This window comes from Rasiella rasia, assembly GCF_011044175.1.
GTDB classification, from domain to species: Bacteria; Bacteroidota; Bacteroidia; order Flavobacteriales; family Flavobacteriaceae; genus Marinirhabdus; species Marinirhabdus rasia.
Genome location: NZ_CP049057.1, coordinates 1,179,657 through 1,193,034, shown reverse-complemented (window position 1 = coordinate 1,193,034; position 13,378 = coordinate 1,179,657). Strand labels below are relative to the sequence as shown.

4 protein-coding genes are annotated in these 13,378 nt (G+C 39.5%); all 4 read right to left on the bottom strand.

Features of this window, described 5'->3' with window-relative positions:
* Window positions 1–16: 16 nt before the first annotated feature.
* The 4 genes from G5B37_RS05405 to G5B37_RS05390 all read right to left on the bottom strand — a co-directional run bounded on the left by G5B37_RS05405 (window position 17) and on the right by G5B37_RS05390 (window position 13,306).
* Window positions 17–4,351, bottom strand: coding sequence for an HYR domain-containing protein (locus tag G5B37_RS05405; protein WP_164679047.1), 4,335 nt, complete (start codon window positions 4,349–4,351; stop codon window positions 17–19).
* 202 nt (window positions 4,352–4,553) lie between these two features.
* Window positions 4,554–8,516, bottom strand: a complete 3,963-nt coding sequence (locus G5B37_RS05400; RefSeq protein WP_164679046.1) for an HYR domain-containing protein — start codon at window positions 8,514–8,516, stop codon at window positions 4,554–4,556.
* A gap of 99 nt (window positions 8,517–8,615) precedes the next feature.
* Window positions 8,616–10,505, bottom strand: coding sequence for a molecular chaperone HtpG (gene htpG / locus G5B37_RS05395; RefSeq protein WP_164679045.1), 1,890 nt, complete (start codon window positions 10,503–10,505; stop codon window positions 8,616–8,618).
* 347 nt (window positions 10,506–10,852) lie between these two features.
* Window positions 10,853–13,306 (bottom strand): alpha/beta hydrolase family protein, encoded by a 2,454-nt coding sequence (locus tag G5B37_RS05390; RefSeq protein WP_164679044.1) that lies wholly within the window; start codon window positions 13,304–13,306, stop codon window positions 10,853–10,855.
* Between the last annotated feature and the right edge of the window lie 72 nt (window positions 13,307–13,378).

Genomic DNA, 13,378 nt, shown 5'->3' with positions numbered 1-13,378 from the left:
TTTATTTAAGAGTTAGTTACTCTTTTATTAAACGTTTTACCACGCTAGCGTTTTCACCTTCAATCTGTACGATGTACACGCCAGAAGCAAGGTTCGAGATATCTATAGTGATTTCTCCTTGCATGTCAGAAAGGTTTGTTGTGTTTACCAACTTACCGTTAACGTCATACATGGTTGCTTTCTCTAATAAGATATTTGAGCTGTTAGCAATAGTAACCTGTCCTTGTGCAGGGTTCGGGTACATTGTGATTCCAGCATCTAGGTTGTTATCATTCACACCTAAGATACTCTCTACAGTAAGTTCAAAAGTACAGCTACCTACATTTCCGTATTCATCTGTAGACGAAAGCGTCACAGTGTATACACCGTCAGGAATCAAGCTACCAGGAGCAGGATCTTGAGCGAAGATAGTAAGTGGGTCTGTACAGTTGTCTACCGCAGTTGCTAATCCGTCACCGAAGTAATCTGGCACTTCGTATAATTGGTTGTTAGCACCTGGATCTACAGTCATATCTCCTGGACATGTAACTTCAGGTCCAAGAAGGTCTACTACAGTTACAAAAGCAGTACATGCTGCAGAGTTTAAACTTGGATCTGCTACAAATACAGTTACTTCAATTGGAGTTCCTATATCTGCACATGTAAAGTCATCGATGTTTACAGCTGCTGTATCGAAGCCACAAGCCTCAAAACTAGCTGCCATGTCAATCATGTCAAACGGATCAAGCATTGCTGTTCCATCTGCACCTAACTCTAATGTAAAGTCTTGACAAACTAAGATAGGAGCAGTATCATCAATTACGTTGATGGTTGCTGTACACATTGAAGTGTTTCCAGCAGCATCTGTAACTGTGATATCTAACGTAGAAATACCTACATCACTACAGTCTAAGTCGATCATTTCAACTGGTACTGGTGTTGTAGAATTTGCTAAGTAGTTAAGAGTACCATTCCAAATACGTGGTGTAAATGGAGCGCCATCAAATGGTGCGTTACTACCTGAACCTAAGCTTAACGTCATGTGTGAATTAGAGTACATTAACATACCAGGAGAAGGATCTGTTCCTGTTCCTGAGTAAGAATGTCCATGAGTAGCATCCATTACAAGTGCAACACCGTATGTAGTACCTGCAGTTAATACAACTTGTGTATCTAATACAGCATTACTCGGAACGTTTAATGTTCCTGAAGCAGTACCTGAACCTGTCGCAGCAAGCGTCCACGCTCCAGCGTTACCTTCATTACCTACAGAAGTACCAACTAAGGTATACATCTCTACAGTAAAGGCACCACCTTCTTCAGTGTTTAAGTCTAGGTCTGTTAAGGTAACATCTCCACCAGTATCTACAGCAATGTCAAAGTATACAGCACCTCCATTAGAACCTCCATTATTACTATCAAATAATGTAGTAATAGAACCTGGAGCAATACCAGTAACATCTGTTGTAGCTGTTACCATACCACAGTTGTCCGTTACACTAGACAATAGGTCGATTACATTTACAGTAGCCATACCATTAGCATCTAAAACAACATCGAATGGTGGTCCTGCTGGTGCAAGGTACTCATAGGTAATTCCCCAAGCAGCTAAGACACCATCATCTCCCGCAGGGAATGTATCTGTTACAGTTAATGTCCAGTCTCCTACTGTACTTAAGCCGTCGAAGGCAGCAAGTGGGTTGTTAGGGATAAACGAACCATTAATAGTAGGTACGCCAGCATCGCACTCGTCTTCTACAGGGTCTGTAGCTTCGTCGTCCATGGTTGCTAAGATATCGGCACCTGCACATCCAAAGGTAGATGCAGGAACTCCTGGTTGGTCAACAATAACCACACTTGTTCCGTCAGGACCTGTAAGTTCTACAATTAAGTCACCTACCCACGCATGTGGAATGTCAAGGTCTACATTAAGGTCTGTGATATCAAACTCATCAGTTACTGAAATTGTACTGCTCACAACTGGTGAAGTTGCATCAATTGTTAATCCTGGTGTTGCAGAAGCTGTAGCAGTTGTTGCTGTTGGAGCACCTTCACAAGCAATTACAGGAGCTTCATCATCTGTTACGGTAACGTCCATAGTACAAGAAGCGCTTAAACCAGCAGCATCTGTATAGGTCCAAGTTACTGTAGTTGTTCCTACTGGGTAGAAATCTGAAGCATCATCCGTACTGTTATAATCGTTTACAAGTGTTCCTGCAACAACTTCTAGTACATATTTACGATTGGCGTTTGTTCCAACATCTGCCCATCTTCCATTTAATCTAACGACACCATAATCTTGTCCTGGTCCGTTATCATCTGGTTGTCCTGGAGCCCAATTTTCAAACGTAGAAGTTGATCCACTTTGCCATTCAAAAGTACCTTCAGTAGCAACATCATTATAGCCAATAAAATATCTAGAGTTAGGGTCAATATCGTCTACTGCATCTCTGATTAGTGAATTTTCTGCAGCATCTTCAATCGTTACTACAAATCCACCGTTGGCTACAGCATCAATATAAGCATCAGGACCAGAAAAAGTTGCATCACTTAAATAATAGGTGCTATTTCCGTTAGATGTTAGTGTTGTAAATCCTGGAATAGTTAATGGAGCAGGTGTTGTTGGACAGTTATCCATAACCGTAGGAGCAGGTACGATTACGTTAGCTCCACAAACACCAGCATCGTTTGTTTGCGTAATATCTGCAGGACATGTAATAGTTGGTGCTTCGTTGTCTAATATTGTAACGTCAAATGTGCACGTAGCAGTATTACCATCACTATCGGTAACAGAAAGCGTTACGGTTGTTGTACCTACAGGGAAAACATCGCCACTCTCAAAAGGAGTTGCTACAATGTCTCCAGATATATTACCATCTTCGTCATCTAGTGCTACTCCTAAGAAGTTAACTTGACCCCCGCATACACCGGGATCATTGTTCTCAACGATATCTGCAGGACAGAAAATTTCAGGAGCCATTCCACCAGTAGCTGCAGCACAAGCTGTTATTTCTGCAACCTCTGCCGCTGTAATAGCTCTGTTAAAAAACATAAATTCGTCAAGGGCAGCGCCTACTGGTAAACCTTGGTCGTCAATTGATCGATTACCTACAAAAAAATCAGTACCACTAATATTAAGTGCTGCTTGTGCAACGGTGTTTACTAGCACACCATCTACATAAGCTCTAATTTCTGGTACAGTATTATCATACACAAAAACAGTAGTAGCTTCTGCTGCAGAATTTGCACCATTCACCGCGAGAACCTCACTAAGAGGCCCTCTCAGTATAAGATTGTTAGATCCAGCTGCGCCATTAGCAAAAACTCTAAAATTACCTGCATTAAAATCTCCCATTAGATACCCAAAAACACCCGCGCCTATATCTCTTACTTTAAGGGCAATAGACCAAGAACTGGTTCCCAAATTTGTATTCCAGCCGGTAGACATTGATTCATTTGTAGTTGAGTTTGATTGAAGTGCACCAACACCACAAATTGCTGGTGCTCCTTGTGATGAGCCTCCATTGATTGTTGCCGTAGCCGTACCTGCTGGTGGTGCCGAGGCCTCATTGGTCACTGTAGTTCCAGCTTCTTCAAATTTGTAGTAAAGAATTTCCGGCGTTGGGCCAGCTGCTATTACTTCGTCTGCAACTACACGTAAGTCTAAAATAGCCGTCGGGTTGGGTGGAACTGGTCCAAAAAACTGAGCGCATCCATTATTAATTGCCTGACCACAAACCGCAAAAATATCTACCCCAAAACCGTCTTCTTGAACTGTTCTAGAACCAACGGTTCGTCCGCTATTACCTACTAACCAACCTATATCATTACGTGTCGTACTTAAACTAATAGTTAGTTCATTATCGATTTCAGAAGAAACATCTAGCCCTGTATAGTTAAATACAACTTCATGTACCTGAGCAGTTGGTGTAACTGTTATAGTTTGAGTAGAACCAGGGATTAAAACTCCAGGTCCTGAGTCACAAGACGACCCGTCTAACCCACTTGTATTACAATCTGAATAGACATTTATAGTTACATCATAAGGAGTTAAAGAGATCGGAGCATCAACAAGAAACATAGCAATTTCTGTGATTGCTCTATTGGTTCCCGCCATAGAGATATATTCACTAGCGCCACTTCCGAGAGTTGGTGAAATATTATAAAAATTAGCACCATCATGAGTGGTTTCATAAATAGTTGTAGGAATCATTCGTTGCGAATTTGTCGCATTGATACTTGGAGCCAGACTCCTTTCTGCAACTGCAGTTGGAGACAACGTTTGGTATTCCATAATTTGTTGCGCAAATACGGATGTCGTACCTACAAGTAAGGCCATAAAAAGCCCTACATTGAAAATAGTTTTTTTCATTTTTGAAAATTAATTAAATTAGTTAATTGGCCGTAAAAATATGAAGTTTACAGTGATTTGAATGTTAAATCAGGGTAATCTTTTTTGGGAAACTGTGTGCCAAAAAACAAGTATTTACCTGTGTCTGATTAATGTCTTTACAATCAATGAATTGTAGGGTTTTTATTGATTATTTATTTATAGTTTTGAAGGTGTAAACAAGTTATTTTTTTACGAATTGTGTGACACGTTGTTGTGTTTCCGAAGAAAGAATGATTATGTAACTAGCACTAGCTAGATGCGAAATATTTACAATCTTTTCTGTTGTATTTGTGAGCGGCTGGTTGAATACCAATCTACCAGTCATGTCATACAATTTCACATGAGTCAATGGTATCGCTAGCGGATTTGAAATTATAAAATATTCTTGAGCGGGATTAGGAAATATAGCTACCTTATTAATAGTGTTGTTTTCTGAAATACCCAATACATCGGTAACTGTTAATCTGAAAGAACATAGTGCTTCATTTGCAGAAGGGTCTAGAGCTCTAAAATTGATTAGATATTCACCTTGTTCCATCAGTGTACCTGGCGCGGGGTCTTGCTCTATCGTACTCTCACTCCCGCAATTGTCTGTAACAAATACATCACCCAATGCCACATAATCGGGAAGTATATAGGGACCACTTGAAGTTACCTCTTGATTTTCAGGACATGTAATGATTGGGTCTAACGGGTCTACAACATTTACAAAGGAGGTGCAACTATCTATTGTTCCATTACCGTTTGTCACGGTAAGTGTAACTTGTATAGGTGTTCCAACATCGCTACAATCAAAGGTGTCGATATCTAAGGAGAGTCCACCAGTGCAAGAAAGGCCCGTTGAACCTGCATCAACAGAAGAAGCGGGTATAGTTACTGTTCCGTTACTATCTAAAGTCGCTGTAATATTCTGACATACAGCCACGGGTGGTGTTTGCTCTTCTTCTACAGTAACTGTTGCTGTACATGAACTTACATTACCGTTAGTGTCGGTAACCGTAAGTGTTACGATATTTGAACCTATGTCATTACAGGTAAATGTATCGACGTCAATCTCTAACAACGCAATTCCGCATGCGTCTGTACTTCCTCCATCAATATCACTTGGTACAATAGTGGCTGTAGCATTACCATCTAATTGAACTGTGATATCTTGACAAATGGCCTCTGGTGCAACTGTGTCCATTACCGTAACAATGGTTGTACAAGAAGCACTATTGCCAGAAGTGTCTGTTACAGTTACAAGAATTGTATTTTCTCCAATATCATTACAATCAAAGGTGTCTTGACTTAAAACTATGGTGTCTATCGCACAATTATCTGTACTACCGCCATCTACATCTGTAGCCAAAATTGTTATCGTTCCAGCCACATCTAGTTGTGCAGTGAATGGTTGACATACAGCAATAGGAGGGGTGTTTTCAACTATCGTAACAAGTGCAGTGCAACTACTTGAGTTTCCATTCACATCTGTTACTGTTACCACTACAGAATTAGTTCCTATATCATCGCAGGTAAATGTGGTTTGGGAGGCCGAAATTGATCCTACACTGCAATTATCTGAGCTACCTCCATCTAATTGACTAGGTAAAATAGTAACACTGTTTTCAGACCCTAATGTAAGAGTGATATCTTGGCATAATGCAACGGGTGCAATTGTATCTTCAATGGTAACAACTGCGTTACAACTACTCATATTTCCGTTGGCATCCGAAACTGTTAAGGTAACGCTTTGTGGATTGCCTACATGACTACAGTTAAAGGTGTTAGGAGAAACACTTAACGTTACAGAAGAACATGCATCTGAGCTTCCATTGTCTATTTCTGCGGCCGTTAATACAACCATTCCAGTTGCATCTAATTGTGCTGTGATATCTTGACAAACAGCCGTTGGAGGTGTAGTGTCTGCTACAAATACGTTAAACGTACAACTGCTCACGTTGGTGCCGTCATTTGCTTCTAAAGTAACTATTGTAGTTCCCGAGCCAATAATAGTACCTGGCGCAGGTGATTGCGTAATAGAAGTCATGCTACAATTATCTATTACTACTGCTAATGTGGTATAATCGGGTAGTGTGAACATACAACTAGCATCTGCAGATTCGTTCTGAGTAGCTGGGCAAGTAATTGTAGGAGGTGTAGTATCTACAGGCGTCACATTAAATGTACAACTGTCTATATTTCCATCTACATCTTCAGCAAAAATTGTTACAACAGTTGCCGTCGTAATTACAGTTCCTGGCGCAGGACTCTGTGTTACGGTTGGGTTGGGGTCACAAGTATCAAAAACGGTCGCTAATGTGGTGTAGTTAGGTAGTGTAAATTCACAATTGGTGTCGAGGTCTTCTGTCTGATCTGATGGACAACTTAAAGAAGGAGCAGTGTTGTCAGACGGAATTACATTAAACGTACAAAAATCACTATTCCCGCTAACATCTGCTACCGTCAAGGTTATTGTAGTGGCTGCTGAAATTACCGTGCCAGGGAGTGGATTTTGGGTAACAGTAGGAGCTGTGTCACATGCGTCTGAGGTAGTTGCTAAACCAGTATAATCTGGTATAGTAAACTGGCACGAACTATCAAAATCTACATTTTCATCTGCTGGGCACGTAATGGATGGTGCTGTTACATCTTCCACGGTTACCATTGCGGTACACATTGCAGTGTTTGATTCGTTATCGGTTACTGTTAGTGTTATGGAGTTTGACCCTAAATTGGCACATGTAAAAGTATCTTGGCTAATAGAAAGTGTTATAGGCCCATCGGCGTCAAAAGAACCATCGTCTACGTCTTGTGGTAAAATGGTAACGGTACCCGTAGCATCTAAAGAAACAGTAATATTCTGGCATGAGGCGACAGGATCTGCCCCGGTAGGTACGTCTCTCCGATACACCTGTGTACTTCCTTTTGGTATTGGAAATGTATCGCCTTCATTTTGGTTGTAATAATCGCCCATAGCTCCTGTAAGTCCGTCGCCACTTATACTGGTAGAATGTGCAAAATACTGAGACTGTGTTTGTCCCGTATTCTCAGCATCAATGGTTGCGCCAACTTGTACCCAACTTATACCGTTGTATTCAAAGAATTGTGCATAACCAACGTCTGATGTCGATTGGTGAGCGCCTATAAGCAACGTATTCCCGTCAGAATCTAAAGAAAGTGCATTTCCAAAGTTGTCAAATGTATTACTTCCAACCATATCCTGACCTCGTTGAGTCCAGGTGGTACCATTAAATTCATACACCTGTACTAGGCCATAATTATTGCCAGCTTCATCACTACTTGGATCACCTATAGCAACAACGCTTCCGTCACTATTTAGCGACACGTTATGACCAAAATTATTTACGTCTGATGCGCTATAAATAACATTTCCCTTAAGTGACCATGTTGTCCCGTTAAAATCATAAATACGCACAGCACCTACTTGCGCTCCCGAACTGTCATCATCATTGGCGCCAATGGCAACTGTAAATCCATCATCGCTAAGCGATACTGAAGTTCCACTTAAATCGTCAGTGTCAATCCCATTAATAGGGGCTCCTAATATAGTCCAGACCCCTGCGACACGTTGGTATATGATTGTCTGTCCAGCGTTAGATGCGGCAGTGTCATTATTGGGTGCGCCAATGGCGATAATTGTTCCAGCGGCGTTTATGCTTACTGTTTTTGCAAAATTATCTCCTTCATTTTGCCCTTCCAAAATAGACCCGATTTGCTGCCAAGAACCAGCAATAAGTTGATGTACTCTTGCATAACCGTTTCTAGTAGCGCCTACAGTTCCGTTTCTAGCACCAGAAATATAGATGTTTCCTGCCGCGTTAAGACTAATAGAACTGCCAAAATTGTCTGCAGTTACTTCCCCATGCGTTTCGTCACCTAAGGCTATCCAATTTGCGCCATTCCATTCATAACAACGTATTTGGCCAAAATTAGAACCCGACCCACTAGTAGCGGTCCCTTCATTGTTATATTGTTCTCCCACACAAATCCTGTTACCATCTTCACTTAAAGAACAGCTCCATCCCGAAAAGTCTCCAAAACTTTCACCATCAATATCATCACCCAGCTGTACATATTGCGCTTGAGAAAATAGTGGCATAAAAACTAAAGTAAATAGACATAAGCGTAATTTTTGAATCATAAGGTATTTTTTTGGGACACATAATACTAGGTAAATGCAAAGCTAAAAAAAAAGACCTTCTGAAAAGAAGGTCTTTTGTATGCAAAACTGTTAAATTATTTATTTAATCATGTCATAACTTCGTTTAATGAACTTGGTCATGTCTTCTCCCTTCAGCAATCCTTTGCTCAACTTTGCTAAATCCAGCGCTTGATTAACCAAGCGTTCTTTTTTCTTCGTTGTTTTGGTAGTTAAGATCTCACCAACTAACTCATTATTTGTGTTTACTATAAGAGTGTACATTTCTGGAAATCCTCCCATCCCAAACATACCGCCACCGCCAGTTTGTTGCATCTCTTTCATTCGGCGCATAAATTCAGGCTCTGTAATAGTGAACGGATTAGCTCCACTGTCCATTGCTTCTAATTGCACAGTAAACTTGTCGGCAGGAATTGTCTCGGTTAAAAATGTTTTAAGCGTTTCTTGTTCTTCTTCGGAAAGTTTAGAGATTGCAGTGTCTTCTTTCTTTATAAGATTGTCAATATGATCACCGTCTACGCGTACAAAGCTTACATTTTCTTTTTCAGATTCTAACTTCTGAATTAGGTGCGCGATAATAGGGGAATCTAACAACAACACTTCATAGCCCTTGTCTTTTGCTGTTTCAATATAGCTATGTTGCTCGTCTTTATTTGAAGCATATAACACCACTAATTTTTCGTCTTTATCTGTCTGCGCATCTTTAATTTTTTCACGCAATTCTTCAAACGTATAATACGTTCCATCTACAGTAGGGTACAACGTGAAGTCTTGAGCTTTCTCGAAAAATTTATCTTCAGTTAGCATTCCGTACTCAATAACAATCTTAATGTCATCCCATTTTTTTTCAAAATCTTCGCGGCTCTCATTAAACAACGATTTCAGCTTATCTGCAACTTTTCGAGTAATGTAACTAGAAATTTTCTTCACGGCACCATCTGCCTGTAAATAGCTTCGCGAAACGTTAAGTGGTATGTCTGGAGAATCTATTACACCACGTAGCATAGTTAAAAATTCTGGTACAATGCCTTCTACGTTGTCGGTAACAAATACTTGGTTTTGATACAGTTGAATTTTATCCTTTTGCACACTCATATCGTTTGTCATCTTCGGGAAGTACAAGATTCCGGTAAGATTAAACGGATAATCAACATTTAAATGAATATTAAATAGCGGCTCCTCAAACTGCATGGGATAAAGCTCACGGTAAAATTTTGAGTAATCTTCTTGCTCTAAATCTGCAGGCGTTTTTGTCCATGCCGGATTAGGGTTATTGATAATATTATCTACCTCCTGTGTTGGAGATGGATCTTCCTCTTTGGCACCTTCTGGCTTTGGAAGCGTTTCGGTTTTTGTCCCAAACTTAATTGGGATAGGCATAAACTTATTGTACTTGGTTAATAACTCAGTTATTTTACCTTGTTCTAAAAATTCAGTTTCATCTTCAGATATGTGCAAAATAATCTCAGTTCCACGTTCTGTTTTAGAAGCTTCTTCTAAAGTGTAGTTTGGAGATCCATCACATGTCCAATGTGCTGCCGGCTCGTCTTTGTAACTTTTTGTGATGATTTCAACCTTATCTGCTACCATAAAAGCAGAGTAGAAACCTAGACCGAAATGGCCAATAATACCAGCGTCCTCACCTTGCTTGTCTTTATATTTTTCAATAAATTCTTCGGCACCAGAAAATGCAATTTCATTGATGTATTTTTCAACTTCTTCTTTTGTCATACCAATACCTTGGTCAATGATATGAAGTTGTTTTTTTTCTTTATCAATTTTCACCTCAATCATTGGGTTGCCATATTCAACTTTGGCTTCGCCTATGTTGGTAAGATGCTTCAATTTTAGGGTGGCATCTGTTGCATTAGAGATAAGCTCACGCAAAAATATTTCGTGATCGCTGTATAAAAATTTCTTGATAAGCGGAAAAATATTCTCTACCGCTACATTAATTGTTCCTGTACTCATGTTATTATTATTTCTATGGCCTTTTGGCGTTATTATCTGTTTGCCATTGTATAGGCAAAGAAAGTACCAATGTTGGGATGCTGACATGATGTCACTTGTAGTGCTTTCATTGTCTAAAAAATTGTGTGAAGCAGCACGGCTGTTGCTAAACACTGACACAAAACTTTAACAAATTATTGTTTAATGCAGAATAGAATAGATTAAACAAAATTTGTATTTTTACTACAATCATATGGGATAATAGAATTGCTATGAAAAGGAATGCCTATTATTTATTATTGGTTAGGTTGTTTTAAAAAGGGGAGCCCTAAAGCTCCCCTTTTTTCTTTCAGACAAATAAGCGTGTCTTACTTTTTAATTTCTGAAGAAGTTTTAATCGTGTTAGTTTCCCTGTTTTTTACATAGGTTTCTAACCATGTATCTTGCTCCCACAATAGGTGTAAAATACTTTCTTTTGCACGATATCCGTGACTTTCTTTTGGTAGCATTACTAGTCTGGCAGTTGCGCCTAAACCTTTAAGTGCGTTAAAATAACGTTCACTTTGTAAAGGGTAGGTACCAGAATTGTTATCTGCCTCACCATGAACCAATAAAAGTGGCGTTTTCATTTTATCTGCATGCATAAACGGAGACATGGTGTAATAGGTTTCTGGAGAATCCCAATAACTGCGTTCTTCACTCTGAAAGCCAAAAGGAGTTAGCGTTCTATTATACGCACCAGACCTTGCAATACCAGCGGCAAATAAATCTGAATGACTTAATAAATTTGCAACCATAAATGCACCGTAGCTATGACCACCAACTCCCACACGATTGCGGTCTATATAACCTAATTTGTCTACTGCATCTATTGCTGCTTTTGCATTTCCAACCAACTGTGTTCTAAACGTATCATTGGGTTCTTGATCTCCTTCTCCAACAATCGGGAATGCTGCATCGTCTAGAACCACATATCCGCGCGTTACCCAATATATAGGTGATCCGTAATACGGATAAATAAATTCGTTCGGATTTGAAGTGCTTTGAGATGCACTGTTTTTATCTTTAAATTCTCGTGGATAAGCCCATAGAATCATAGGCATTTTCTCTTTTTTGGCTTTATCATATCCCACAGGCAGGTAAAGCGTTCCTTCTAATTCTAATCCGTCATCACGTTTGTATGTAATAACCTCCTTATGTACATCCTGAATACTTTTATACGGGTTCTCAAACGAGGTCACAGCGGTTAAATCGTTCTCCTTTTTAATATTTCTGAAGTAGTAATTAGGATATTCACTTGGAGATTCAATTCGTACTAAAATCTTTCCCTTATCTAAATCAACCGCGTCTATGAGCCGTTCTTTTTTATCGGTATACTTAGATTGATATAACCTATTAGTCTTCTGTGTTTTCAAGTCGAAAGCATCTAAAAATGGAAACTGCCCTTCTTTAGAGTATCCATCACCCATTAAGTAGGCTTTTCCTTTATTTATAGAAAGCACATTTCGGTTGTATTTATTTTGCTTTGTAACAAAATTCCCAGGGTCGCTATATCGGTCTTGATAATTTCTGTCGCTAATTATAGTTGCCTCTACATTAGGTGTAGAAGGATTAAATAAATAGGTTTTTGTATTTCTGTCATTCCACCAATAATCGTATGCAATTGCCGTATTATCGTCTCCCCAAGTAATACCTGAAAATCTATTTTTAGTTTTTACAATTTGCGACGCTTTTCCGTTAAAAGGAGCTTCTAATTGATAAACAATATCTCTATACGCTACTTTAATTTCTGGGTCACCGTTATCTTGTGCTTCGGCATAGACTAGGGTAGCACCCTTGTCACTTCGCCAAGACATATTGCGTTTTCCTTTACGCGTTGCCATAAATCCTTTTGGACGCACTTCATCTAGTGGTACGTTATTTACCTCTTGTACCTTGGTTCCGTTTTTCGCATAAATGGTTTCAGTAAACGGAAATCTATAATAAGGCACTAAGTACGAGAAAGGTCTCTGTATTTCTGTAACCATTACATATTCGCCATTTGGAGAAAAGCTAATGCCGCGATACATTCCAGTTGGTAAAAATGGAGTAGCGGTACCACCAATGCTAACTTTTTTTACTTCGGAAAGAGCCAATTGTTCAAAATTTGCCTCATCATTCGGATTTTTTAACAAATCCTGATAGGTTCTATTCTGCGCTTTTGCTCCGTCACTTACCGAAATTGTAGGTCCTGTAGGTACAGCTTCAGCTACGTTAATAAGAGGTTTTCTACTAGGTGGAAGCATTTTTACTAAAAGAGCATTGTTATCTTTAAACCAGTTTAGCGCATCCCCCATATTGGCATTAACGGTAGCGTCTGTCACTTTTTTTACCACTCCTTTTTCAATATCTAGCAGCCAAACTTCTACACCCGTAGACGTGGTATTTAAACAAGCAATCATTTTTTGGTTGGGAGACCAAGAAAAATTAGAGAGCCTCGGGTTATTTGGTAATCCAGTAACTTGCGTGGCTTCTTTGGCGGTTGCCTTTTTTACCTGAATGTTATTGTAATAATTGGTGCGACTCCCAATATTGGTTTTCGGATTGATGCGCAAACCACCCAATCGTAATTCGGTTTCAGAGAGTTCTTCTATATTTTTGTATGCATCTCGATACAATAATACAACATTAACCGCTGCATCATCCATTAAGACAGCTGGCGCTAAGGGCGCATCTACTAAGTCTAAAATTTCTTGGGGTGGTTTCTGATATCTAGTGTTTTCCTGAGCCAATAAAGGGATACTCAGCCATAAAAATGTAAGTGTAAAAATGATTTTTCTCATGATGAATGTATTTTCTGAAAAGATACAAATTTTGACAATCAAAGCGAAACCACAATATGGGTTACACAACCT